We start from the raw sequence: 26,685 nt of genomic DNA on the forward strand, positions 1-26,685 counted from the left end.
AGCGGTTCCGACAGGGGTCCTCCGGCGGCCCCCGGTGGCCTTAAGGTCGGTGCATGGCTTCAGACGAGGGAACGGTGCGCGTCGACAGCTGGATCTGGTCCGTCCGGCTGACCAAGACGCGTTCGGCGGCCGCGACGGCCTGCCGTGGCGGACATGTACGGGTCAACGGGGAGCGGGCTAAGGCCGCCCAGGCGGTGCGGCCGGGCGACGAGGTCCGGCTGCGGCACGCCGGGCGCGAGCGCGTCGTGGTGGTCTCGCGCCTGGTGCGCAAGCGGGTCGGCGCCGCGGTCGCCGCGGAGTGCTTCGTCGACAACAGTCCCCCGCCGCCGCCCCGTGAGGAGATCGCCGCGGTCGGTCACCGCGACCGCGGCGCCGGGCGGCCCACCAAGCGCGACCGGCGCGAGCTGGAGCAGTTGCGCGGCAGCCGCTGAGCCCGGCGGGGACGGATGCGCCGCCGGGCAGCGGTACGGGAGGGCTCAGTGGCTTCCCGTACGGCCGCCCGGCGCGCTCACAGCTCGCTCAGGTACACCCAGGCGCCCTCGTCCCGCACGAAGCGGCTGTTCTCCTCCTGGACGCCGGGCTCTCCGTTCAGCGTGTAGTGCGCCCGGAACCGGACGGTGCCTTCGCTGTGGAAGGCGCTGCCGCCCGTCGTGGCGACGATCTCCAGTCGCGTCCACCGCTGCTTCGGCTCGAAGTCCAGGTCCGCCGGGCGGGTCGCGGGGTGCCAGGTGCGCAGCAGGTACGGTGCGTCACCGGCCGCGAAGGCGCTGTAGCGCGAGCGCATCAGCCGCTCGGCGGTGGGGGCGGCCGCCTGTCCCTGGTGGAAGCGGGCGCAGCACTCTCCGTAGGACGCCTGGAGTCCGCAGGGGCAGGGGGCGGAGGGGTCGATCGCCGTTCGTCGGCGCGCGTGGTTCTTGGACACTCCTAGATTGTGACCGTTACGGGAGGCCGCACGACCGGTACCCCCCTTGAGCTGCCCCGCACCCGGCTCTCCCGCCTGTCTCGCACAGCTCTCTCGTCAGCCGGCCGTGCTCCGCAGCCAGCCGTCGACCGTGGCCGTCACGGCGCGTGCGAAGCGGTCGATGCCCGGCGACCGTACGGGGCACGGGCGGGGTGTGGTGGTGGTCGGGGCCAGGCAGAAGTGCAGGGCGTCGTCGGTGCGGTGCAGGTCGGTGACGCCGCCGCCGGGGGCCGGGTGGGTGCAGTACGCGGGGTGCGCGCGCTCGTAGGCGTCGCAGGGCAGTTGGCGAGTCCACCGGTAGCGGTCGTCGGCGGGGCTGAGCGTGCGGCCCGCGTCCGCGTACAGGTCGCCGGACGCGGCGGCGCGGTCGGCGTAGACGGCGTTCACCCTGCGTATCCGGTCCGGATGGAAGGCGTCGGGTGCCTGGGAGGCCCAGACGATCTTCGGGCGGGCGAGGCCGACAGCCCGGGCGGCCGTGGCGATCTCCTCGGTCAGCGCCCGCGCGTCGGCGGCGTACCGGTCGTAGTAGCCCGCCGTGCCGTAGGTGGCGCCCGCCATGCAGGGGGTGTAGCCCCAGGCGTTTCCCCAGAACTGGAGGATCACGACGCGCGGGCGCACCGTCCGTACCAGTGCGGCCGCCTTGTCCCCGGCGGGGACCAGCGACTTTCCCCGCCAGGCCGTCAGGTAGTCGCACAGTGTCGTGCCGGGGTGCGGCGCGCTGTGCAACTGCACCCGGCCGGTCGCGCGGAGCCGTTCCGCGAGCGCCTTCTGGCTCTCCACGGCCAAGGAGTCGCCGAGGTAGATCGCGGGGACGGCGCGGGCGGGCGGTCCGGGCCGCGCGCTCTGCGCCGCCCCGTCCGGCGGCGGCGTGGTGGCGCTGCCGCCGGGTGCCGGGGTGGTCACGGCCGGGCGCGGGCCGGAGGGCGTGTCCGTGGGGTCGGAGGCGAAGACGACACTCCAGCCGAGGGCTCCGACCAGGGCCAGGGCCAGCACACCGAGCAGCGGTACCACCCAGCGCTGGGTCATCGGGCCGCCCCTGTTCGCGCGTACGGCCGGTGGCTCATGTCAGGTGCACTGCACAACCGGCACGGGCAGACCAGCCAAGCACACCGCGCCCCACGGGAGAAGACCGCTACCCGAAGAGGGCGGCCGGCAGCCGGAGGTCCGGCCGCTGCCCGGCCGGCGCGGATGCCGGTGCGAGTGCGGGTGCCGGTGCGGATGCGGGTGCCTTGCCGCAGAACTCCGCCTCGATCACGTTCACGTACAGCGTCTCGTCCGTCAGCCAGTCACCGTTCATGTTCAACGTCAGTTGGTGGCCGCCGTCCCGCGTACCGAGCGAGAAGGACATCGAGCCGTTGGTCCTGCCGGTCTTGCCGACCACCTGTACGCCACAGGACAGCACGGCGGTCTCCACACCGAGCCCGAAGCCGACGCCCTCCCCCGCCGGCACCTCGCTGAGCAGTTCCGTCATCTGCGCGCGAGGCAGCAACGCGCCGCCCAGCAGGGCCCGGTGGAACCGGTTGAGGTCGCCGAGGGTGGAGATCATGTCGCCCGCCGCCCCCAGCCAGGTCATGTTCTGCTCGGTGGCGTCGTGGACCGGCGCGTCGGGGGCCGGGTCGTGCAGCCGGGTGTACGCGACGGGGTGCGGGTCCGGCATGGTGGCCCGGCTCCCCGGGAACGACGTACCGCGCAGCTTCAGCGGCTCGATGACCCGGCGTGTCACCTCCCGGGCGTACGAACGGCCCGTCACCTTCTCGATGACCAGGCCGGCGAGGACGAAGTTGGTGTTCGAGTACCGGGCCCGCGTCCCCGGCGCGGACGTCGGCGGGTACGTCATCGCTATGGCCACCAGCTCCTGGGGCGTGTGGTTGTCGTAGCGGTGTTCGGGGAAGCGGCTGCCGGAGGAGTTGGTCCGGAAGTCCGGGTCCTCGGTGAAGTCGGGCAGGCCGCTGGTGTGGTGGAGCAACTGACGCAGGGTGATCGTGCGGCCGTCGTTCCCCCGGCCCCGCACCAGGCCCGGCAGCCACGTCTCCACGGTGTCGTCCAGGCGCAGTCTCCGCTCCGCCTCCAGTTGGAGGAGGACGGTGGCGATGAACGGTTTGGTGATGCTCGCCGCCCGGAAACGGTCGTCGGCCGAGCGGGCCCGCCCCGTACCGGTGTCCGCGACACCCGCCGAACCGAACCACCGCTGGCCGCCGTCCCGGACCTCGGCCGCCACACCGGGCAGCCCGGCCACGTCCACCAGCCGGCGCAGCGCCTCCTGGGTCGCCGCGTGCCCGTGCGCATGCCCGTGCCCCGGCGCGGCGGGCTCCGCCGCGTACGCGGGCGCCGATCCCGGGACGCCCACCGCCGCAGTAGTGGCCAGGGCGGTCAGAACGGTCCGTACGGTCCGCTGCGTCATCGGTCAGCCTCCGGGAGCCGAAGGGGCCACGCGCCCCCTGCGGCGTCAATGACGCCGAGGGGACAGCGGAGGTTGACCGTGCGGGGCGGCGTCCGGCGCCGTGTCCGGAAGCGTGCGGACCCTGTCCCGGACAAGCCCGGACAGCTCACCGGTGGACGGCGCGGGTACGGAGTCGGCAGGGTCGGCGGGGAGCCCGGGAACGCGGAGCGGAGCGGGGCGCCCTGCTACGGGGGTGCGGACAGCGCGGCCGACGGCCTGCCGGCGAGCGCGCGGGTGCGGCGGCGGACACTGCCCGCCGGGCGTCTCTCCCCTGCGCGGTCCCGGGCCGGTCCTGATCGGCACGCCGTGCGGCGCTGCCGGACCGGCCCCATGATGGAAGCAGCGGAGGCACTGCCGGCCGGCGGGACTCTCCGGACCCGAGCGATCTTTCGGGAGGCGCCATGGGCAAGGACAGCACTCCGGGCTCCGACGAGGCCCGCGCGGCGAGGCTGCGGGAGCTGTACACGGGCGGAGAGCGCCCGTTCGATCCGGAGGACCTGGTCATGGCCAGGGGACTGGAACCGACGCCGGAGCGGGTCGAGGAGGCCCGCAAGCTCATCGAGGAGAAGGGGGCCGCGGCGATCGAACGGTATCTGCCGTAGCGGTGCCGCGAGCGGGGCGTACCGCTCAGTTCGGTGACACCAGGGCGGCGACGCGCGCACGGTAGGCGGCGCTGTCCTCCCGGCTCAGCGGGAGCCGGCCGTCGCCCGCGAGGTGCGACGGGAGGTAGGTGGCCTGCTTGACGGCCTGGGACAGCGGACCCGGCAGGTTGAGCAGGAGCTGGCCCTGTTCGGCGGTCTCGATGACCATCCACGCGTCGGAACCGCGGTCGTCGGGAGCGGTCGGCTCGATGGTGCTGACGGCCGTCACGGTCAGGGTGGGCGGCACGTCGGCGGGGACCGGTGTGCCGTCCGTCGTCGTTACGTCGGTCGTCGTCGGTATGTCGGTTCCCGTCGTGTTCTCGTTCTCCGTATTCATGTTCCCTCCCTAACAACCGGGTACGGGTCCGGGCCAGCGGTCGCGCCGAGTCGTGTCTCACAGTGGCCGGGGGAATGCGGGCGGGGACCGCGGAAGGAAAGGTGGCCCACGGACATGCGCCGCAGAAGAGACCCGGCCGGAGTGACCCGTCCGACACGCGCCGAAGGAGTCCGATCACCGATCATGGCCCGCATGGACGAGGACATCCACACCACCGGTCCGGCGCCGGACGCGGCCCGGCGTACGCACGACCGGGAGCGGCGGCGGGCACGTCTGGTGCTCGCGGGGCGCGCCGAGAGTGCGGCGGACCTGGCGATGCTGATCGACGCCCTGGGGCTCGACCCCCGGGAGGACCACGAGTCGTCGGAGCGGCGGGAGTGAGGCGGGGGCCGGCGAGCGGCTGAGCCCCTGCCCCTGTGCCGTCCGGCGCGGGCCCGTACCGGTCGGTCCGCCGGGGATCCGTACCGGTCAGTCCGGCGTGGCCGCGTCCATCCTGTCGGCGAGGGATTTCGGGCGCATGTCCGTCCAGTGCTCCGTCACGTGGTCCAGGCAGCCCTGCCGCGTGTCCTCACCGTGCACGACGGTCCAGCCGCCGGGCAGCTCGGCCGCGGCGGGCCACAGAGAGAACTGGTTCTCGTCGTTGACGAGGACGAGGTAGGCGGCGTCCGGGTTCTCGAACGGGTTGGTCATGGCGTGCGGCTCCTTGGCGGGTGTGTCGGGGTGCGGTCACGGACCGGTCGTTCTTCGGGACAGGGTCCGTCCGGGTGGTCGTACGGCCGTGTCGCCCTGTCCAGTGCGGTGGCGATCACGGGCCCGATCCGGGCGAGGGCGTGCGGCTGCATCATGTGCCCGTGCTCGCAGCATGCGTCGTGGGTGAGCACGGCACCGGAGACGTACGGCTGCCAGCCCTCCGCCGACCAGTGCGGTTCGCCGCGTTCGGGCTCCGCCTTGAAGAGCAGCAGGTCGCCCTCGAAGACGGCGGGCCGGAAGGTGTACCAGCGCAGCCGGGTGTTGTCGGTCAGGGTCTCCGCCAAGGCCGTCACCAGGGGTTCCGCCAGCAGGGCGGCCAGTGCGCTGCCCTGGCCGCGCAGGATCTCCGCCGCCCGGGCGGCGTCGGGCGCCTCCCGCGTGTCGGCGCAGCCGACCGAGTCGACGAACAGGGCGGCCACGTCCTGGGCCGTGTGGTGCGGGAGTGCACGGCCGGGGTCGACGGGAAGGGGCGCGGAGTCCAGGAGGGCCAGGAAGGCCACGTTCTCGCCCTGTTCCTGGAGGCGGACGGCCATGGCGTGGGCGACAGCGCCCCCGAAGGACCAGCCGAGCAGGTGGTAGGGGCCGGTGGGCTGGACGGTGCGGATCTGCTCCAGGTAGTCGGCGGCCATGTCCGCGATGGTCGCCGGGCGGGCGCCGGGTTCGGTCAGTCCGCGTGCCTGGAGTCCGTAGACGGGACGGTCGTCCAGGTGGCGCATGAGTCCGGCGTACGGCCAGCTGATGCCCGACGCGGGATGGACGCAGAACAGCGGCGGGCGGCTGCCACGTGGGCGCAGCGGCAGCAGGACGTCCAGGGCACCGGCGGTCGAGGCGGCCCCGCCGTCCGCCGCCGTACCCTCACCCGCCGCAGTGCCCCCGTCCACCGCCGTTCCCCCGCCGTCCCCCGTGTCCAGGGCCCGTACCAGTCCGGCGGGCGACTGGGCCGCGAACAGGGCGCGCAGGCCCGGGTCGGCGCCGAAGACCGCGCGGACGCGGCTGGTGAGGCGGGCCGCCAGCAGCGAGTCGCCGCCGAGGTCGAAGAAGCCGTCGTCCGGGCCCACGGAGGGCAGGCCGAGCACTTCGGCGAAGAGCGCGCTCATCAGCTCCTCGGGCGGCGTGCCCGGCGGCCGGCCGCCCTCCGTCGCGGTGAAGACGGGGGCGGGCAACGCTCGCCGGTCCAGTTTGCCGTTGGCGGTCAGCGGCAGTACGTCCAGGAGGACGACGGCGGCCGGAACCATGAACCGGGGCAGCCGTTCCCGCAGGAAGCTCCGTACCCGGGCGGGGTGCGGCTCCGTACCGGGAGCGGGCACGGCGTACGCGACGAGCTGCCGGCGGCCGGGGCTGTCCTCGCGGACGGCCACGGCGGCACGCGCCACGTCCGGGTGGGCGAGCACCGCGGCCTGCACCTCACCCAGCTCGATCCGTACACCGTTGATCTTCACCTGGTCGTCCACCCGGCCGAGGTACTCCACGACACCGTCCGGGCGGTACCGCCCCAGGTCGCCGGTCCGGTACATGCGTGCGCCGGGCGGGCCGTACGGATCGGCGACGAAGCGTTCGGCGGTGAGCGCCGGGCGGCGCAGGTAGCCGCGGGCCAGACCGGCGCCGGTCAGGTGGATCTCGCCCGGTACACCCGGCGGAACCGGGCGCAGGGCGGCGTCCAGGACGTGTACGCGGGTGTTCCAGACGGGCCGTCCGGCGGCTACGTCGGGGCCGTGCGCGACGGCGTGCAGACTGTCGCCGCTGGCTTCGGACGCGCCGTAGAAATTGACCAGACGGGCGTCCGGGAGAGCTTCGGCGAACCGCTGGGAGAGGGCGGGCGGCAGGGCCTCGCCGCTGGTCACCCACAGGCGGCAGGTCGTCAGCAGGCCGGTGTCGCCGTCCAGGAGGGCAGCCAGCAGGCTGGGCACGACAGTGATGCGGGTGGCGCGGTGGCGGGCCGCGAGGGAGGCCAGTCCGGCCGGGCTGCGGGCGGTGAGGGAGTCCGCGAGGACGACCGGCGCGCCGTGCAGCAGGGCGCCGAGGAGTTCGGTGGTGCCGTCGATGAAGCTCAGGGTGGTCTTGGCGAGCACCGGCTGCCCGGCATGCCAGGGGTAGGTGCGGCCGCACCACAGCAGGCGGTTGACGCATCCCCGGTGCAGGCCGACGACGCCCTTGGGGGTGCCGGTGGAGCCGGAGGTGTAGATGACGTACGCGGGATGCAGCGGCTTGAGGGGGGCGCGCCGGTCGGTGTCGGTGAGGTCGGCGTCCCCGGCCGGCCCGTCGTCGCGATCGCCGTCCGCCGCGTCGTCCAGGACGAGGCGCGGGACGTCCGTGACGGGCAGCCCCGGCGCGGTGGCGCGGTCGGTGACCAGGAGGACGGGACGGGTGTCACCGAGCATGAAGGCGAGGCGTCCGGCGGGGTAGCCGGGGTCCAGGAACAGGTAGGCGGCGCCCGCCTTGAGCACGGCGAGGACGGCGGTGACCATGGCGGGGGTGCGGGGCAGCGCCAGCCCGACGACGCTTTCGGGCCCGGCTCCGCGGGCGACGAGCAGGCGGGCCAGGCGGTTCGCCGAGGCGTTCAGCCCGGCGTAGGTGAGGGTGCGGTCGTCGCAGATCAGGGCGGGCGCGTCGGGGGTGGCGGCCGCCTGGTCCTCGAAGAGGCGCGGCAGGACCAGGTCGGGGACGCCGTGCGCGGTGTCGTTCAGGGCGCGCAGCGTGTGCCGTTCGCGGGTGGTGAGGAGCTCCGCCCGGCTGATCCGCAGGCCGGGGTCGTCCGCCGCGGTGTCGGTGATCCGGCGCAGCCGGGCCGCGAAGGCTTCGACGGTGGGGCGGTCGAAGAGGTCGGTGCTGAACTCGATCTTCGCCTCGACACCGGCGGGGGTGCCGTCGGGTGCGCGGTGTTCGGTGGCGTTGATCTCCATGTCGAGCCGGGCGGTCCCGGTGCCGGCGGGCAGCGGTGTGACGGTGACGCCGGGCAGTTCCCGTTCACGGACGGTGGCGGGCTGCCAGGTCAGCAGCGTCTGGAAGAGCGGGTGGCGGGCGGCCGTGCGGGGCGGGTTGAGCGCTTCCACGACACGGTCGAAGGGGACGTCCTGGTGGGCGTACGCGGCGAGGTTCACCTCCCGTACCCGGGTGATCAGTTCGCGGAAGGTCGGGTCGCCGGAGGTGTCGGTCCGCAGGACGAGGGTGTTGACGAAGAAGCCCACGACGTCGTCGAGCGCCTGGTCGGTCCGCCCGGCGGCCGGGGTGCCGAGGGGGATGTCGGTCCCGGCGCCCAGCCGGGTCAGCAGCGCCGCCAGCGCGGCCTGGACGACCATGAACACGGTCGCCCCGCAGTCCCGGGCGAGTGCGGCGAGCCGCTGGTGAGCGGTCGCGTCCCAGGAGAAGGCCAGCACCTCGCCGCGTCCCGCGGGGACGGCCGGGCGCGGCCGGTCGGTGGGCAGGGTGAGCTGGTCGGGCAGGCCGCGCAGGTGCTCGGTCCAGTACGCGAGCTGTTCGGCGAGGAGGCTGTTCGGATCGGCGGGGTCGCCGAGGAGTTCGTGCTGCCAGAGGGCGTAGTCGGCGTACTGGACGGGCAGGTGCGGCAGGCTGGGCGGGCGGCCGGCACGGCGGGCGGCGTAGGCGTGGGCCAGGTCGCGCCACAGGGGGCCGAGCGACCAGCCGTCGGCGGCGATGTGGTGGAGGACGAGGACCAGGACGTGCTCCTCGGGGCCGAGGACGAGCAGGTCGGCGCGGAGCGGGAGTTCGCGGGTCAGGTCGGCGGAGCGGCGGGCCGCCGCGCTGACCCGTTCCGTCACCTCGGCTTCGTCCCAGCCGGTCGCGTCCGTGACGGTCACGACGGCGAGCGCGGCGTCCCGGCCGAGCACCGTCTGCCGTGGTACGCCGTCGGTCTCGGGCAGTACGGTCCGCAGCACCTCGTGCCGTTCCGTCACGTCCACCAGCGCGGTGCGCAGCGCGGTGGCGTCCAGCGGGCCGGTGAGCCGCATGGCCAGCGGGATGTTGTACGTGGCGCTCGGTCCCTCCATGCGGTGCAGGAACCAGAGGCGGCGCTGTGCGGGGGACAGCGGTACCGCCTCCGGCCGGGGCATCCGGCGCAGTGCGGGCCGGGCCCGACGGGTGGTGCGCAGCCGTCCGGCCGTACCGGCGACGGTCGGGGAGGCGAAGAAGGTGCGGAGGTCGAGTTCGGTGCCGAGGGCGGAGCGGATGCGTCCGGCCAGCCGGGTGGCCAGCAGGGAGTCACCGCCGAGGTCGAAGAAGCTGTCGTCCGGGCTGACCGAGGGCAGCCGCAGCACCTCGGCGAACAGGCCGCACAGCACCTCTTCCTCGGGTGTGCGCGGCGCACGTCCGGCGAGTGACGGAGGGAAGGCGGGGCCGGGGAGGGCGTGCCGGTCGAGCTTGCCGGCGGCCGTCAGCGGGAGCGTGTCCAGGAGGACGACGGCGGCCGGGACCAGGTGCTCGGGCAGCCGGGCGCGCAGGAACTCCCGCAGGGCGCCCGGTGCGGGAGCCGGGTGCCGCGGTGCGGCGACCACGTATCCGACGAGCCGCGCGGTGCCCGACGCGTCCGTACGGACGGCGACGGCGGCGCGGGCGACGGCGGGATGCGTGGTGAGGGCGGCCTCCACCTCGCCCGGTTCGATCCGGACGCCCCGTACCTTCACCTGGTCGTCGGCCCGCCCGACGAACTCGAGCTGACCGTCGAGGCGCCACCGCGCCAGGTCGCCCGTCCGGTACATCCGCTCCCCTGCCGCACCGAACGGACACGCCACGAACCGCTCCGCCGTCAGCCCGGGACGGTTCAGATACCCGCGCGCCGGTCCGGCGCCCGCCAGGTACAGCTCCCCCGCGACGCCCGGCGGTACCGGCCGCAGCGCCGCGTCCAGCACGTAGGCCCGGCTGTGCGTGACGGGCGCGCCGATCGGCGGGATGCCGTCGCCGCAGAGGGGTTCGCTGAGGGTGGCGCAGATCGTCGCCTCGGTCGGGCCGTACGCGTTGATCATGCGGCGGCCGGGCGACCAGCGGGCCACCAGCCCGGCCGTGCCCGCCTCGCCCCCGATGACCAGGGTCTCCAGGTCGGGCAGCGGCGCGTACGGGACGGTGTCCAGCACCGACGGCGGTACGAGGCAGTGGGTGACGCGCTCCCGGGCCAGGAACTCCGCGAGCGCGTCGCCGCCGAGCGGACCGGGCGGCGGCACGACCAGGGCGGCGCCGGACGCGAAAGCCATCAGCGTCTCCATGAGCGACGCGTCGAAGCCGGGCGAGGCGAGCTGGAGCACCCGGCTGCCGGGTCGCAGGCCGAAGCGGGCCACCTGGGCGGTGGCGAGGGCGTGCAGGCCCGTGTGGGTGACCACGACGCCCTTGGGCGGGCCGGTCGAGCCGGAGGTGTGGATGACGTAGGCCGGGTGCGCGGGCAGGAGCGGTGTGCGCCGGTCGCCGTCGGCGAGGTCGTGGTCCGGCTGCCCGGCGAGGGACCGGAGTGTGGCGTCGGCGTCCAGGACCAGGCACGGCGGCCCGTCCGGCGGCAGCCTGCGGGCGGCGTCGGCGGTGGTCACGACGAGTACGGGGGCGGCGTCCCGCAGCAGGTACGCGATCCGCTCGTGCGGCAGCGCGGGGTCCACGGGGAGGTGTGCGGCGCCCGTCTTGGCCACCGCCAGGACGGCGCGGACGGCCGTGGCGGACCGCGGCAGGACGAGGGCGACGACGCGCTCCGGGCCCGCGCCGTGGCGGATCAGGAGGTGGGCAAGGCGGTTGGCGTCGGTGTTGGCCGCCGCGTACGTCGTCGTCCGGTCCGCTTCGACGACGGCCGGCGCGTCGGGGTCCCCGGCGACCCGTGCCTCGAACAGCGCGGGGAGCAGCCCCGTCGGCAGTCCGCGGGCGGGGCCGCTCCACCGGTGCAGCAGCAGTCGGCGCTCGCCCGCGGAGAGGATGTCCGCCTCGCCGATGGGCCGCTCGGGCCGTGCGAGGACCGCCGTCAGGAGCCGGCGCAGCCGTACGGCCAGGGTTTCGACGGTGCCGTGGTCGAAGAGGGCGGTGGCGAACTCCACCGAACCGTCGATCCCGGCGGGCCGCCCGCCGGGCCCCCGCCGTTCGGTGAGGCGGAAGGAGAGGTCGAACTTGGCGGTGCCGGTGTGCGCCTCGTCGCGCCGGACCGCGACTCCGGGGAGGGTCAGCGCGTCGCCGGATGCCGCCTCCACGGCCAGGGCGACCTGGAAGAGCGGGTTGCGGCCGGCGGCACGGTCCGGGTTCAGCGCCTCGACGAGCCGTTCGAAGGGCACGTCCTGGTGCGCGTAGGCCCGCAGGTCACGCTCCCGTACCCGCCGTACCAGCTCGTGGAACGACGGGTCGCCGGAGGTGTCGGTGCGCAGCACCAGCGTGTTGACGAAGAAGCCGACGAGATCGTCCAGCGCGGCGTCGGTCCGGCCGGCGACGGGGGTGCCCAACGGTACGTCCGTCCCTGCTCCGAGCCGGGTCAGCAGGGCCGCGACGGCGGCCTGCGCCACCATGAACACGCTCGCCCCGTGCTGTCGGGCCAGCTCCGTGACGCGGCCGTGCAGTTCCGTGTCCCAGCGGAACGCCACGACCGCGCCCCGGTGGCCGGTGGCAGCCGGACGCGTACGGTCGTAAGGCAGCGTCAACTGGTGGGGGGCATTGCGCAGTTCCTCCCGCCAGAACTCGACGTGCCGTGCCGCGCTCCCGCCGTCCTCCAGCGCCTCCCGTTGCCACAGTGCGAAGTCGGCGTACTGCACCGGCAACCTGTCCCAGCCCGGGGCGCGGCCGGCCGCCCGTGCCTCGTACGCCGTCACCACGTCCCGCCACAGCGGCGCCAGCGACCAGCCGTCCGCCGCGATGTGATGCACCACGACCACGAGCACCGACTCGTCTCCGGCGCACGAGAACAGCTCGGCGCGGAACGGGTGGTCCTTCGCCAGGTCGAACGCGTGGCGCGTCGCGCGGCGTACCGCTCGCGCCAGCGCGTCGGCGGACCGGTGCGCGGCCGGCGTCCGGACGAGGAAGGGGCCGCGGGCCGGGCGCGGCACCTGGTACGGCTCGCCGTCCGCCGCCTCGGCGTACACCGTCCGCAGCACCTCGTGCCGCTCCAGTACGTCCCCCAGCGCCGCGTCCAGCGCGTCGGCGTCCAGCGCGCCGCGCAGTCGCAGCACCAGCGGGACGTTGTACGTCGCGTCGGGTCCCGTCATCCGGTGCAGCGTCCAGAGCCGCCGCTGGCCGGACGACAGCGGCACGCGGGCGGGCCGGGGCAGCGGGCGGAGCGCCGGGCGCCGGGCCACGGCGCCGAGCCGGGTGGCCAGGGCGGCGGGGGTGGGCGTCTCGAAGACGGCGCGGAGTCCGAGTTCCGCGCCCAGGACGGTGCGGACCCGGTTGACCAGCCGGGTGGCGAGCAGGGAATGGCCGCCGAGCGCGAAGAAGCCGTCCTCGGCGCCGACCTCGGGCACACCGAGCACCTCGGCGAACAGGCCGCGGAGCACTTCTTCTTCGGGTGTGCGGGCCGGGCGGGAAGGACGGGGGGTACGGCCGGCGGGCCGGTCGCCGGCGTCCGGGGCCGGCAGGGCCCTGCGGTCCAGCTTGCCGCTGGCCGTCAGCGGCAGGTCGTCCAGGAACACGATCGCGGCCGGGAGCAGGTGGCCGGGAAGCCGGGCGCCGAGGAAGGCGTGCACGTCGGGGAGGTCCGGCGCGCTGCCGTCCGGCTGCCGTGGGGTGGCGTCGGCGGGCACCGCGTACGCCACGAGCCGCCGGTCGCCCGGCCGGTCCTCGCGCGCCACGACGGCGGCACGCGCGACACCGGGATGGGCGGTGAGGACCGCCTCCACCTCACCCGGCTCGATCCGGAAACCCCGCACCTTCACCTGATCGTCGGCCCGCCCGACGAAGACCACCTGCCCGTCGGCACGCCACCGCACCAGATCACCCGTCCGGTACATCCGCTCCCCCGCCACCCCGAACGGACACGCCACGAACCGCTCCGCCGTCCACCCCGGACGGTTCAGATACCCGCGCGCCAGCCCGGCCCCCGCCACGTACAACTCCCCCAACACACCCGGCGCCACCGGCCGCAACCCCGCATCCAGCACATACACCCGCGTACCGGCGATCGGCGTCCCGACAGCCGGCGCACCACCCACCGTCAGCGGCCCGGTCATCGTCACGCACACCGTCGCCTCCGTCGGCCCGTACGCGTTGACCATCGAGCGGCCCGGCGCCCAGCGCTCCACCAGTGCGGCGGGACAGGTCTCGCCCGCCGCCACGAGCGTGACGCCCTCGGGGAGGCTGCCGGGGGCGAGCGCCGCCAGGGACGAGGGCGGCAGGGTCAGGTGGGTCACGCCGTGCGCGGCCACGGTCGCGGCCAGGGGGGTGCCCGGCAGCAGGCGGTCCGGGGGCACGGTGACGAGACAGGCGCCCGTGAGCAGGGCCAGGCACAGTTCCCAGAACGACGCGTCGAAACTGGGCGAGGCGAAGGCCAGCACCCGGCTGCCGACCCCCGCGCCGAGGCGTTCGCGCTGCGTCGCGGCGAGGGCGGCGACGCCGCGGTGGGAGACCAGTACCCCCTTCGGCGTCCCGGAGGAGCCGGAGGTGTGGATCACGTAGGCGGGGCCGTCGGGGAGGGCGGGGGCCGTCCGCTCGGCGTCGGTGAGGCCGGTGTCCGGCAGGTCCGCGAGGGCACGCTCCGTGGCGTCCGAGTCCAGGAGGAGGCGGGGTACGGACGTGCCGGGCAGCGCGGCGCCGGTCGCGTGGTCGGTGATCAGGAGGGCGGGGGCCGCGTCGCGGAGCAGGAAGGCGATGCGCGCGGGCGGGTGGGCGGGGTCGAGGGGGAGGTGGGCGGCGCCTGTCTTGAGGACGGCGAGCACGGCTGTGACCAGGTCGGCGGAGCGCGGCAAGGCCAGGGCCACCACGCCTTCCGGGCCCGCGCCCCGGGCGGCCAGCAGCCGGGCCAGGCGGTTGGCGCGGGCGTCCAGTTCCGCGTAGGTGAGCCGGGCGTCCGGTGAGGTGACCGCCGGTGCGCCGGGGGTGCGGGCCGCCTGGGCCTCGAAGAGTTCGGGCAGCGTCGCGGCGGGCAGGGCGCGGAAGGTGTGGTCCGCGGTACCCAGCAGTGCGTCCCGCTCGGCGGAGGTCAGGATCTCCAGGCTGCCGATGGGCCGGTCAAAATCCGTAACGGCCGCTTCCAGCAGCCTGCGCAGGCGCGTGAGCAGCCCTTCGACGGTGGCCCGGTCGAACAGGGCCGTGCGGAACTCCGCCTCCCCCTCGATTCCGGCCGGAGCCCGCCCGGCGTCCCGGCACTCCCGTACGGTGACGGTCAGATCCATCTTCGCGGTGCCGGTGGAGACATGGACCTCCTCGGCCTCGGCGCCCGGGAGGCCGTACCCGGCACGATCCGTCCCGTTCGCCGCGAGGGCGACCTGGAAGAGCGGGTTGCGGCCGGCCGAGCGGCCCGGGTTCAGCACCTCGACCAGCCGCTCGAACGGTACGTCCTGATGGTCGTAGGCCCGCAGGCCCGTCTCCCGCACCCGGTCCACCAAGGCGCCGAACGACGGGTCGCCGGAGGTGTCGGTACGCAGCACCAGTGTGTTGACGAAGAAGCCGACCACCTCGTCCAGCGCCGCGTCACCACGGCCCGCGACCGGCACCCCCAGCGGAATGTCCGTCCCCGCCCCCAACCGGGTGAACAGCGCCGCCAGCGCGGCCTGCACCACCATGAACACACTCGCCCCGCGCTCCCGGGCCAGCTTCACCACCCGGCCGTGCAACTCCGCGTCCCACCGGTACCGGACCACCGCGCCCCGGTGGTCGGTGGCCGCCGGGCGCGGGCGGTCGTACGGCAAGGCCAGTTCCTCCGGCAGGCCGTGCAATTCCCGCCGCCAGAACGCCGTCTGCCGCGCCATCACGTCACCACCGGACGCCAGCGCGTCCCGCTGCCACAGCGCGAAGTCCGCGTACTGCACCGGCAGCGCGCGCCAGTCCGGCGCTCCCCCGCCCGTCCGCGCCTCGTACGCCGTCACCACGTCCCGCCACAGCGGCGCCAGCGACCAGCCGTCCGCCGCGATGTGATGGACGAGGAGGACCAGCAGCGACTCGTCCTGCGGGCCCCGGAACAGCTCGGCGCGGAACGGCAGTTCACGGGTCAGGTCGAAGGCGTACCGCACCGAACGGGCCACCTCGGGCGCGTCGGCTGCCACGTTGCCGGCCGACGTCACCGTCAGGTACGGCCGCTCCGCGTCGTGGTCGCGCACCACCTGGTACGGCTCGCCGTCCGCCGCCTCGGCGAACACCGTGCGCAACGCCTCGTGCCGCCCCACCACGTCGCCCAGCGCGGCGGCCAGCGCCCCGGAATCCACCGCGCCGCGCAGCCGCAGCACCAGCGGCACGTTGTACGTCGCGTCGGGCCCGTCCAACCGGTGCAGGAACCACAGGCGTCGCTGCGCCGACGACAGCGGCAGCCGGGCAGGGCGTTCGGCCCGTACGACGGCGGGCCGGGCGGCCGCGGCGCCGCCGACGCGCCGCGCCAGCGCGGCCGGGGTACGCGCTTCGAACAGGGCGCGGAGGGGCAGCTCCCGGCTCAGCGCCGCGCGGGCCAGGCTGACGAGCCGGGTCGCGAGGAGGGAGTGCCCGCCCAGTGCGAAGAAGTCGTCCTCGGCTCCCACCTCCGGCAGGCCGAGCACGTCGGCGAACAGACCGCACAGGATCTCCTCACGGGCGTCGCGCGGGCCACGCCCCGTGCTGGTCCCGCCGGGCGCGGGGAGAGCACTCCGGTCCAGCTTGCCGTGGGTGGTGAGGGGCAGCGTGTCCAGGACGACGACCGCGGAGGGCACCAGGTACGCGGGCAGCCGCTCGCCCACGTACTCGCGCAGTGCGCCGGGCGCCGGAGTGTGCCCGGGCGCGGGCACCGCGTACGCCACGAGCCGCCGGTCGCCCGGCCGGTCCTCGCGCGCCACGACGGCGGCACGCGCGACACCGGGATGGGCGGTGAGGACCGCCTCCACCTCACCCGGCTCGATCCGGAAACCCCGCACCTTCACCTGATCGTCGGCCCGCCCGACGAACTCCACCTGCCCGTCGGCACGCCACCGCACCAGATCACCCGTCCGGTACATCCGCTCCCCCGCCACCCCGAACGGACACGCCACGAACCGCTCCGCCGTCCACCCCGGACGGTTCAGATACCCGCGCGCCAGCCCGGCCCCCGCCACGTACAACTCCCCCAACACACCCGGCGCCACCGGCCGCAACCCCGCATCCAGCACATACACCCGCGTACCGGCGATCGGCATCCCGACAGCCGGCGCACCACCCACCGTCAGCGGCCCGGTCATCGTCACGCACACCGTCGCCTCCGTCGGCCCGTACACGTTCACCAGGCGATGCGTGGCGGCCCACCGGGCCGCCAGGTCCGCGGGACACGGCTCACCGGCCACCGCGAGCGCGACGCTCCGCGGCAGCGCACCGGACGGCAGTCCGGCGAGCACGCTCGGTGGCAGCTTCAGGTGGGTCACGCCGAACCGCGCCACGGCGCCGGCCAGTTCCCCGCCCGCGAGGAGCGTGCCGGAGGGGGCGATCGCCAGGGTGGCCCCGGAGAGGAGCGCGGTGCACAGGTCGGACACCGAGGCGTCGAAGCTCAGCGAGGCGAAGAGCAGGACGACGCTGCCGGGTCCGGTGCCGAAGCGCGCGGTCTGTGCTGCCGCGAGTGCGGCGATGCCCTCGTGCGGGACCTGCACGCCCTTCGGCCCGCCGGTCGAGCCGGACGTGTGGAGGATGTAGGCGAGGTGTCGGGGCCGCAGGGGCGCGGTGCGCTCGGAGTCCCGGACGAGGGTGTCCGGGAGGCTGTCGAGCAGGGCTCGCGTGTCCGGGCCGTCCAGGACGAGACGGGGTTCCGGGCCCGGTGGCAGGGTTCGGGCGGTGGCGGCGTCGGTGAGCAGCAGCACCGGCCGGGTGTCGCGCAGCAGGCAGGTGATCCGCTCGGCCGGGTGGGCCGGGTCCAGGGGTACGTAGGCGGCTCCGGCCTTCAGGACGGCGAGGACCGCGACGATCAGTCCGGCGGAGCGTGGCAGGGCGAGGGCCACCGCCCGCTCGGGGCCCGCGCCGTGCCGGACGGCCAGACGTGCCAGCCGGTTGGCTGCCGCGTCGAGTTCGGCGTAGGTGAGGGTGGTACCGGCGCTCCGTACCGCCGTGGCCCGGGGGGTCCGTGCCACCTGAGCCGCGAAGAGAGCGGGCCAGGTCCGCGGTGCGGGGGCGGGTTCCGGGGCGGCGCTCCAGGTGTGGAGGACGCGGGTGTGCTCACCGGGCGAGAGGACGGGGAGCTCTCCCACGGGCCGGTCCGGGTCGTCCGCCGCTGCCTTCAGGACACGTACCAGGCGGTGCAGTGTGGCGGTCACGGCCCTGCTGTCGAACAGGTCGGAGCGGTGGCCCAGCCGGAGGCCCAGCCGTTCTCCGGGGAGGACGGCGAGGCTCAGCGAATAGTGGGTTCCGGAGGTGATCCGGGGTGCCGAGGCCCGCAGCGGACCCGTACCGGTGCCGAGGGGGCCGGACGGGAGGTTCTCGAAGACGAGGAGGGTGTCGAAGAGCTGGTCGTGCCCGCAGAGCCGGTGCAGTCGGGTGAGGCCGATGTGCTGGTGGGGCAGCAGCCCGGCCTGTTCGTCTTGGAGGCGGATCAGGATCTGGGTGAAGGACCGGGCCGGGTCGAGACGCACCCGTACCGGCAGGGTGTTGTTGCACATCCCGACCATGCCCTCGACGCCCGGCATGTCCGCGGGCCGTCCGGAGACCGTGGCGCCGAAGAGGACGTCGTCCTGCCCGGTGAGGCCGCGTAGGACCACGGCCCAGGCTCCTTGCAGGACGGTGTTCAGCGTCAGGCCGTGACGGCGGGCCAGCGCGCGCAGGGACGTGGTCAGCCCGGTGGACAGCGTGGCCTGGACGTGTCCGTGTCGCGCGCTCGCGTCGGCGGCCCGTCCGGGCGCCACGAGGGTCGGGCCTTCCACACCGGAGAGGGCCTGCCGCCAGGCGGCCTCGGCCGCCGTACGGTCCTGTCCGGCGACCCGGCGCAGATACTCCCGGTACGGCACCGGGTCGCTCAGACCCGAGGCATCGCCTCCCGCCTTGTGGACCGCGAGCAGGTCCCGCAGCACCAGCGGCCCGGACCAGCCGTCCAGGATCAGGTGCTGGACCGTCAGCAGCAGCCGGTGCCGGGCGGGTCCGAGGCGCAGCAGGGCGAACCGGAGCAGCGGGCCGCGGGCCGGGTCGAAGCGGGTGGCGCGGGCCTCGGCGGCGATGCGGTCCGCGCGGACGGCCTGTCCGTCGCCGGTGAGGTCCGTGAGGTCGTGCTCGGTCCACGGGAGGGGCACGGCTCGCGGGTGCGGCACCACCTGGACGGGGGTGCGCAGACCGTCGTGCCGGAAGGCGACACGCAGGGCGGGGTGCCGGTCGAGTACGGCCTGTGCCGCCGCGCGCAACGCGCCCGGAGCGAGGGGGCCGTGCAGGTCCACGGCGAGCTGGCTGGTGTAGACGTCCGGGGCCTGCTCGTCGTACAGGGCGTGGAAGAGCAGCCCTTCCTGGAGCGGGGTGAGGGGCCAGACGTCGGCGAGGCCGGGGCAGTCGTGCGTCAGCCGTGCGGTCTCGTCCTCGGTGAGGGGGACGAGGGGGAAGTCGGCGGGCGTACGGCCGTCCGCGTCCGGTGCCGCGGCCCGCTCCGAGAGCGCGGTGAGCAGGCCGGACCAGGTGTCCGCGAGGTCGCGTACCTCGTCCTCGGTGAACAGGGCGCCGGGCCAGGACCAGGTCGCCGTCAGGACCGGCCCGCCGGGGCCGCCCTCGGTCAGCGCGTCCAGCGTCAGGAGGTGGGTGGCGGGCTGTCCGGGGTCGGCGCCGCCGGTGATGCCGCCGGAGCCCGGGACCGGCGCCCAGTCCCCGGGCTGCTGCGGGAGGCGGCCGAGGTGGTTGAAGGCGATCAGGGGGCGCGCGCCGCCCGCGAGGGCCGGGGCCGTCTGGGGGTTGAGGTGGCGCAGCAGGCCGTAGCCGAGGCCGTTGCCGGGGACGGCGCGCAGTTGTTCCTTGACGCGCCGGTAGGCCCGGTCCAGTGCGGGTCCGCCGGAGCGGAGCCGGGCGGCGTCGGTGGTGCCCGGGTCGAGGCGTACGGGATGGACGCTGGTGAGCCAGCCGACGGTCCGCGCCAGGTCGACGGTCTCCGCCGTACCGGTGTCCGCCTCCCTCCCGTCCCCCGGGTCCTCACGGCCGTGCCGTTCGATGTCGAGCAGGACGGTGGTGTCCGGGCAGCCCGTACGGCGTCGGCGCCACTCGGTGACAGCCAGACCGAGAGCGGTGATCAGAAGGTCGTCGGTCGTGCCGTGGAGGGCGGCGGGCACCGGGCCGAGCAGCGGAGCCGTCTGCTCCGGCGGCAGAGCCAGGGTCAGCCGCCGCACCGTGCTCGTCAGGTCCCGGGACGGGTCGTACGGGAGGCGGGACAGGGGTGGTTCGGCGGTGTCGGTCATGCCGGTCCACAGGGGGAGTTCGGCGAGCCGGTCGTGCTGCTGGGCGAGGTCGGTGAGCCGCTGGGACCAGGCACGCAGTGAGGTGCCGACCGGTTCGAGCGCGGGGCGGCGGCCGGCCGCGGCGGCTTCCCAGGCGGCGCGCAGGTCGGGCAGCAGCACCCGCCAGGAGACGCCGTCGACGGCGAGGTGGTGGACGGTCAGCAGCAGTTGCCCCGGCCTGACGGGACCGGCGTCGAACCAGACGGCCTGGAGGAGGCCCCCGGCCCGTCCCGACTCCGGGTCCAGGCGGTCCCGCGCGGCGTCCTTGTGGCGGCGTACGGCGGCGTCGAGCGCGGCGTCGTCCAGCTCCGTGACGTCGACGCGGCGGACGAGATCCGCGTCGGTAACCGTGTCGGTGCCGGTGCCCGCTCCGGTGCTCCCGGCCGTACCGGACTCCGCTCCCGGCGGGGCGACCTCCACGGTCCACGCCACTCCCCCCACCCGGCTCAACCGCAGCCGCAGCGCGTCATGGTGGCCGATCACCGTGCGCAGCGCGGTGGCCAGGTGCCGGATGCCGAGACCGGGCGGCACCTGCACCAGGACCGACTGGTGACAGCCCGCCACCGGCCCGCCGGACTCCCGGAGAGCGTGCATGACGGGAGTGAGGGGCAGCGGGCCGCTGTCGTGGCCGGTGGGTACGGCGGGTGCGGGCCGCGCCGCGCCCGCCCGTGCGGCGAGGCCTGCGACGGTGCGGTGGCGGAAGACGTCACGCGGGGTCAGGGCGAGCCCCGCCCGCCGGGCCCGGCCGACGAGCTGGACGGCGATGACGCTGTCGCCGCCGAGCTCGAAGAAGTCCTCGTCCGCGCCTGCCGTGCCGGTGCCGAGGCCGAGCACCTCGGCGAAGAGGCGGGACAGGGTCCGCTCGCGGTCGTCCCGGGGCGCCCGGTGTGCGGAGGCCGCCGTGTGGTCGGGCCGTGGGAGGCGGGCGCGGTCCAGTTTGCCCGCGGTGGTCAGCGGCAGCGCGTCGAGGACGACGACCGCGGCGGGGACCATGTGGTCCGGCAGCCGTCCGGCCGTGTACCGTCGCAGCTCCCGCGGGTCGGCGGCCCGTCCGGCGGCAGGGGTCACGTACGCGACCAGTCGCCGGTCGCCCGGCCGGTCCTCGCGGGCGACGACCGCTGCCGTGCCGACCGCGGGGTGCGACGTCAGCGCGGCCCGTACCTCCCCCGGTTCGATGCGGAAGCCCCGTACCTTCACCTGCTCGTCCGCGCGGCCCACGAACTCCAGCGAACCGTCGGCGCGTCGGCGGACCACGTCCCCGGTCCGGTACATCCGCTCCCCCGGCGGCCCGTACGGGCAGGCCACGAAGCGCTCGGCGGTGAGCGCGCTCCGGCCCAGGTAGCCGCGCGTCACCCCGGTGCCCGCGAGGTACAGTGCCGCCGCCGCGTCCGGTGGGGCCGGGCGCAGCGCGTCGTCCAGGACGTAGGCACGGGTGCCGCCCAGTGGCCGGCCGAGCGGCAGGGCCCGGGTGTCCGGCAGGGGCCCGTCGAGGAATCCGGTGAGGGCGAACACCGTGGTCTCGGTGGGGCCGTACGCGTGGACGAAGCGCGCGCCGGGCAGCAGTTCCCGGCCCTCCCGCGCGGTGCGGGGCAGCAGCACTTCGGCGCCCAGTTCCACCCGGCGCAAGGCCAGTTCTCCGGCGAGGCCGGGCTCTTCGCGGAGGGCGTGCGTCAGTTGCCCGAAGGCGGTCGGCGTCTGGTGGAGCTGGGTGACGCCTTCTTGCACGAGCAGTCGCAGCAGTTCCCCCGGGGAACGGCTTTCCTCGTACGGCACCACGACCAGGCGGCCGCCGTGCAGGAGTGGTCCCCACATCTCCCAGACCGAGAGGTCGAAGGTGTGGGAGTGGAGCAGCGCCGTGACGTCGTCGGCGCGGAAGTCCAGGTGCGGGGCGTCGCGGAAGAGGCGGGCGACGGCACGGTGCGGGACCACCACGCCCTTGGGTTCGCCGGTGGAACCGGAGGTGTGGATGACGTAGGCGGGGTGGGCGGGCAGCAGCGGGCAGGCGCGCTCGTGGTCGTGTACGGGGGCGTCGGAGCACCGGCGGAGGGCGTCGGTAAGCTCCGGGCCGTCCCAGGTGAGGTGCGGCACGGGTGGCACGGCCGCCGGGGTGCGGGTGGTGAGCAGCAGCACCGGGCGGGCGGCACGCAGGATCTTGTCGTTGCGTTCGGCGGGGTGGCCGGGTTCCAGGGGCACGTAGGCCGCACCGGTCTTCAGCACCGCGAGTACGGCGATGACGAGGTCCGCCGAGCGCGGCAGCTCCAGTGCCACGAACTGTTCGGGCCCGGCGCCCCGCTCGATGAGCGCCCGTGCCAGCCGGTTGGCGGCGGCGTCGAGCGCGCCGAACGTCAGGGTGGTGTCGCGGAAGGTCACGGCCGGGGCGCCGGGTGTACGGGCCGCCTGGCGCGCGAACAGCTCCGGCAGCAGGGCGTGCCGGCCGTACGGGCCGGTGGCGGTGTCACACTCCTCTGCCGTGCGTACGTCCAGGTCACCGATCGGCCGGTCGGGGTCGGCTGTCCCGTCCGCCAGCAGGTTCCGCAGCCGTTCCAGGAAGGCTTCCACCGTGGCGTGGTCGAATAGGTCGGCGTCGAAGTGGGCGACGCCGGTCAGGGTGCCCGTCCCGGCGGGTGCGCCGGGCGTCTCCGTGACGCTGATCTCCAGGTCGGTGACGAGGGTGCCGGTGTCCAGCTCCCGTGCCTCGGCGGTGACACCGGACAGGGCGGGGGCGGCGGCCGGGGTGTGCTGCCAGACCAGCATCGTCCGGAACAGCGGGTGGCGGTCGCCCGGACGGTCCGCGCGCAGGGCCTCGACGACCCGTTCGACGGGCACGTCCTGGTGGGCGTACGCCTCCAGGCCGGTCTCGCGTACCCGGGTGAGGAGCGTACGGAAGTCCGGCGCGCCCGACGTGTCGACGCGCAGCACCAGCGTGTTGACGAAGAAGCCGATCAGGTCGTGCAGCGCCTCGTCGGTGCGTCCCGCGACGGGGGTGCCGACCGGGATGTCCTCGCCCGCGCCCAGCCGCGTCAGGAGTGCGGCGAGCCCCGCCTGCACCACCATGGACGGGGTCGCGCCGCACTCCCGCGCCAGCGCGCGCACCGCTTGCGCAAGCCCGCTGTCCCACTGGAAGCGGCAGGTCCCGCTGCGCCCGGTGGGCGTGTCCGGGCGCGGCCGGTCGCAGGGCAGGGCGATGCGGTCCGGTAGTCCGGCCAGCTTCTTCGTCCAGTAGGCGAGTTGGGTGGCGGCCGTGGTGCTGCCGGTTCCGTCGTCCGCGTCGAGCAGGTCGCGCTGCCACAGCGTGTAGTCGGCGTACTGCACGCGCAGCGGGGCCCAGGACGGCGGGCATCCGTGCCGGCGCTCCTCGTAGGCGTGCGAGAGGTCGCGCCACAGCGGGGCCAGGGACCAGCCGTCCGCCGCGATGTGGTGCAGCGTCAGGGACAGGATGTGCTCCTCCGGACCCAGGACGAACAGGCAGGCGCGTACGGGCGGTTCGGCCGCGAGGTCGAACCCTTGGCGCGCGGCCTCGTCGACCAGGCGGTGCGCGGCATCCGGAGTGGTCCCGGTGACGGTCAGCCTGAGCCGCACGGCCTCCGGGGGCAGTACGGACTGACGCGGCCCCCGGCCGTCCTCCGGGAAGACCGTGCGCAGGGCCTCGTGGCGCGTCACGACATCACGCAGCGCCGCTTCCAGTGCCTGCCGGTCGAGCCGTCCGGAGAGTCCGAGGGTGAGCGGCACATGGTGGGTGGGGCGCGGTCCTTCCAGGCGGTGCAGGAACCACATCCGGCGCTGGGCGAAGGACAGCGGCAGCTCGGCGGGGCGCGGGGACCGGGCCGTCAGCGCGGGACGGCAGGTAGACCCGCCGGTGAGCCGCGCGGCCAGGCCCGCCGGGGTCGGTGACTCGAACACCGCGCGCAGGCCCAGCTCCGTACCGAAGGCCGACCGCACCCGGTTCACCAGCCCGGTGGCCAGCAGCGAATGCCCGCCGAGGCGGAAGAAATCCTGGTCGGGGCCGACTTCGGCGAGGGACAGGGTCTCCGCGAAGAGACCGCACAGGATGTCCTCCCGGGCGTCGCGCGGTGCGCGTCCGCCGGGGGCACGGTGGGTGACGTCCGTGTCCGGCTGGGGCAGCGCCCGCCGGTCCAGCTTGCCGTTCACCGTCATCGGCAGCGCGTCGAGGACCAGGACGGTGGAGGGGACCAGGTGGTGCGGCAGCCGGGCCGCGACGGTGTCGCGTACGGCGGTGCCCAGCGCCGCGTCGGCCCGGCGCCGGGCCGGTTCGCCGGTCAGCGCCCGCAGGGAGCGCAGGTCGCCGCGGGCGCGTACCGCCGGGAGGTGGACATCGGTGTACGCCATGACGGGTGCCGTTCCGGACGGCGCGCTCCCGCCCTCCTCCCCGCCCCGCAGGAACACGGCGTCCAGGCTGCCGTCGTCCGCCTCGGACCAGGTGACGAGCGCCTGGTAACCCGCCGTGTCCGCGAGCTCGTGCAGTTCTTCCGGATCGACGGCGGGCTCTCGTCCGGAGCCGGCCGGACCGTATGCGGCCAAGCGCCCGTTGGGGATGCCGCTCACCCGCAGGGCTCCGGGGCGGCCGGTGCGCAGCCGCTTCGCCAGCGACGGCAGGCCGGGCACCTCGCTCCCCCACCGCACGCGGGGCGCGTCGGCGAGGGAGACCACGGGGGCCGGGCCTTTGCGCAGCACCACGTCGTACCGGTAGCGGCTCATCTCGTTGTGGTGCCGCCCGCGTTTGACGCGGACGTCCACCGCGCTCACCCCGGGCAGCGGCCCGTGCGGCAGGGCGGTGAAGAAGCCGGGGGCGATCAGCAGTTCCTGGTCGCGCGCGAGGCTCCGCCGGGCCGCCGCGGCCAGTTCCGCGTCGTCCGGGGCCGCGCCTCGGGCCGCCGCGCGTCGCCGTTGCAGTGCGGTGTGGAAGTGGCGGTTCAGCCGGAGGTCGCGCACGTCGCCGACGAAGAGGGCGCCACCGGGCGCGAGGCGGTCGAGGGCGCCGCGCAGCACGGCGAGGAGGTAGTCCGCGTCGGGGAAGTACTGGGCGACGGAGTTCAGTACGACGACGTCGAAGCCGCCCTCCGGCAGGTCTCGCAGGTCGTCGGCGGCCTGGCAGGTCAGGGTGGTGCGGGCGGCCAGTGCGGGGTCCGCCGCGAGCGCGCCGCGCAGTCCGGCGACGGCTTCGGCGGACAGGTCGGTGCCCCGGTAGCTCTCGCAGTGCGGGGCGAGCCGGGCCAGGAGGAGCCCGGTGCCGACGCCGATCTCCAGGATCCGCCGGGGCCGCAGGGCCCGCACCCGGTCGGCGGTGGCGTCCCGCCATTCACGCATCTGCTCCGGCGGAATCGGCCGTCCGTCGGCGCTGTTCCGCCACCCCGCGAAGTCCTCGCCCAGGGCAGCGGGCCGGCGTCCGGAGGCCGCGTACAGGTCGTCGTACACCTGCCGCCAGGCCGCCAGGGCCGCGTCGGTGTCCGCCGCGCGCCCGGTGCCCCCGTGGTACGACTTCGTACGCGGGTACGGCTGCGGCACGACGTAACCGACCAGGCTGGGCCCTCCGTCCGCGTCCCGGCGTACGGCCACCGCGGCCTGGGCGACGTCCGGGTGGGCCGCGAGGGCGGACTCCACCTCCCCCGGCTCGACACGGAAGCCGCGGATCTTGAGCTGGTCGTCGGAGCGGCCGGCGAACTCCAGACGGCCGCCGGGCCCGCGCCGCACCAGGTCGCCGGTCCGGTACATCCGCGCGCCGGGCGGGCCGGACGGGCAGGCCACGAAGCGTCCGGCGGTCAGTCCGGGACGGTTCAGGTAGCCGCGCGCCAGCCCGCCGCCCGCCACGTACAGTTCGCCCGTGCCGCCGGGCGGCACCTCGCCCAGCCGGTCGTCCAGCACGTACAGCGTGAGGTCCGGAACCGGCTCCCCGATGACGCTCGGCGCGCCGGGGCGGGCGCCGGCCCGGTCACAGGCGGCGTAGGTGGCGTGCACGGTGGTCTCGGTCGTGCCGTACATGTCGACGAGCAGCGGCGCGTCGTCGGGGTGCCGGTCGTACCAGCCGGCGAGCCGGGCGGGGTCGAGTGCCTCTCCGGCGAGGACGACCACGCGCAGCGGCGCGTCCCGCAGGACGTCGGGGCGCTCGCCGTCGGCGGTCATCAGCGCGGCGAAGGCGGTCGGTGTCTGGCACAGGACGGTGACCCGCTCGCGGGCCAGCAGTGCCAGGAACTCGGCGGGCACCCGGCCGGCCCGGTACGACACGATCACGAGCCGCCCCCCGGTCAGCAGCGCGCCGAACATCTCCCACACCGAGACGTCGAAGGCGCAGGAGTGGAAGAGGGTCCAGGTGTCGTCCGGGCCGAAGCCGAACCAGTGCGCGGTGGAGGTGAGCAGCCGGACGACGTTGGCGTGGGTGACCACGACGCCCTTGGGGGTGCCGGTGGAGCCCGATGTGTGGATGACGTACGCGCAGTCGCGCGGGTCCGGCCGTCCGCCGCGGTCGGTGTCGGTGACGGGCGCGGGCGAAGCCTGGTCCAGGAGACGCCGCGTACGGTCGTCGTCCAGCAGGACCACGGGGACGCCGCTCGCGGCGGGCAGCGCGCCCGCCACCTCGCGCGCCGTCAGTACGGCAGCGGGCGCCGCGTCCCGCAGCAGGAACGCGATCCGCTCGGCCGGGTACCCGGGGTCCACCGGCAGGTAGGCCGCACCGCACTTGAGCACCGCCAGGACGGCCACGACCAGGTCCGCCGTACGCGGCAGCGCCAGCGCCACCACCTGCCGGGGGCCGACGCCCCGGCCGAGGAGCACCCGGGACAGCCGGTTGGCGGCGGCTTCCACCTGCGCGTACGTCATCCGTACGGTCTCGTCCGCCACGGCGACGGCGTCGGGCGTCCGGTCCGCCTGCCGGGTGAACAGCTCGCCCAGCGTCGCCGGCGGGGCACCCTGGCCGGTGCCCGAGGCACCGCCCGGCACTGCGCCGGGCAGTCGGCCGGCCTGCTCTTCGAACGTCACTTCGGTAGACCTCTCGCACAACGGGCGCGTGTCGGGACGGCGCTTCGCCGCCGGCGGTGCCGGGC

General features: G+C 75.2%; 9 protein-coding genes. 3 read left to right on the forward strand and 6 right to left on the reverse strand.

All coding sequences use genetic code 11. The annotated features are described in order from the left end of the window. Window positions 1–53: 53 nt before the first annotated feature. Window positions 54–431: an RNA-binding S4 domain-containing protein gene (locus AB0A97_RS24580; RefSeq protein ID WP_361153686.1), complete on the forward strand. Its 378-nt coding sequence runs from the start codon at window positions 54–56 to the stop codon at window positions 429–431. Window positions 432–508: 77 nt separating this feature from the next. On the opposite strand, the gene AB0A97_RS24585 is transcribed toward AB0A97_RS24580, so the two are convergent. The 3 genes from AB0A97_RS24585 to AB0A97_RS24595 form a co-directional block, all read right to left on the reverse strand. Next, on the reverse strand, window positions 509–922 hold the full coding sequence (locus tag AB0A97_RS24585) for a YchJ family metal-binding protein (protein ID WP_361153689.1): 414 nt from the start codon (window positions 920–922) through the stop codon (window positions 509–511). A gap of 96 nt (window positions 923–1,018) precedes the next feature. After that, a complete protein-coding gene (locus AB0A97_RS24590; protein WP_361153692.1) occupies window positions 1,019–1,987 on the reverse strand; it encodes an SGNH/GDSL hydrolase family protein in 969 nt (322 codons plus the stop codon). A gap of 106 nt (window positions 1,988–2,093) precedes the next feature. Beyond that, the gene (locus AB0A97_RS24595) at window positions 2,094–3,362 is read right to left on the reverse strand and encodes a serine hydrolase domain-containing protein (RefSeq protein ID WP_361153694.1); all 1,269 of its coding nucleotides are present in this window, start codon (window positions 3,360–3,362) and stop codon (window positions 2,094–2,096) included. 440 nt (window positions 3,363–3,802) lie between these two features. On the opposite strand from AB0A97_RS24595, the gene AB0A97_RS24600 reads away from it, so the two are divergent. Next, window positions 3,803–4,003 (forward strand): hypothetical protein, encoded by a 201-nt coding sequence (locus AB0A97_RS24600; protein WP_361153697.1) that lies wholly within the window; start codon window positions 3,803–3,805, stop codon window positions 4,001–4,003. A 25-nt stretch (window positions 4,004–4,028) separates the two neighbouring features. On the opposite strand, the gene AB0A97_RS24605 is transcribed toward AB0A97_RS24600, so the two are convergent. Beyond that, window positions 4,029–4,379 (reverse strand): hypothetical protein, encoded by a 351-nt coding sequence (locus AB0A97_RS24605; RefSeq protein ID WP_361153699.1) that lies wholly within the window; start codon window positions 4,377–4,379, stop codon window positions 4,029–4,031. 183 nt (window positions 4,380–4,562) lie between these two features. Here AB0A97_RS24605 and AB0A97_RS24610 point away from each other — a divergent pair, with 183 nt between their 5' ends. Continuing rightward, window positions 4,563–4,760, forward strand: coding sequence for a hypothetical protein (locus AB0A97_RS24610; protein WP_361153702.1), 198 nt, complete (start codon window positions 4,563–4,565; stop codon window positions 4,758–4,760). An 87-nt stretch (window positions 4,761–4,847) separates the two neighbouring features. Here the strand turns inward: AB0A97_RS24610 and AB0A97_RS24615 are convergent, their stop codons facing one another. After that, window positions 4,848–5,069 (reverse strand): MbtH family protein, encoded by a 222-nt coding sequence (locus tag AB0A97_RS24615; RefSeq protein WP_361153705.1) that lies wholly within the window; start codon window positions 5,067–5,069, stop codon window positions 4,848–4,850. Then, a complete protein-coding gene (locus tag AB0A97_RS24620; RefSeq protein ID WP_361153707.1) occupies window positions 5,066–26,620 on the reverse strand; it encodes a non-ribosomal peptide synthase/polyketide synthase in 21,555 nt (7,184 codons plus the stop codon). The genes AB0A97_RS24615 and AB0A97_RS24620 overlap by 4 nt, the downstream gene beginning before the upstream one ends. Between the last annotated feature and the right edge of the window lie 65 nt (window positions 26,621–26,685).

Origin of the sequence: Streptomyces sp. NPDC045470, from assembly GCF_040646595.1 — a bacterium.
In the GTDB taxonomy this organism is placed as follows: Bacteria; Actinomycetota; Actinomycetes; order Streptomycetales; family Streptomycetaceae; genus Streptomyces.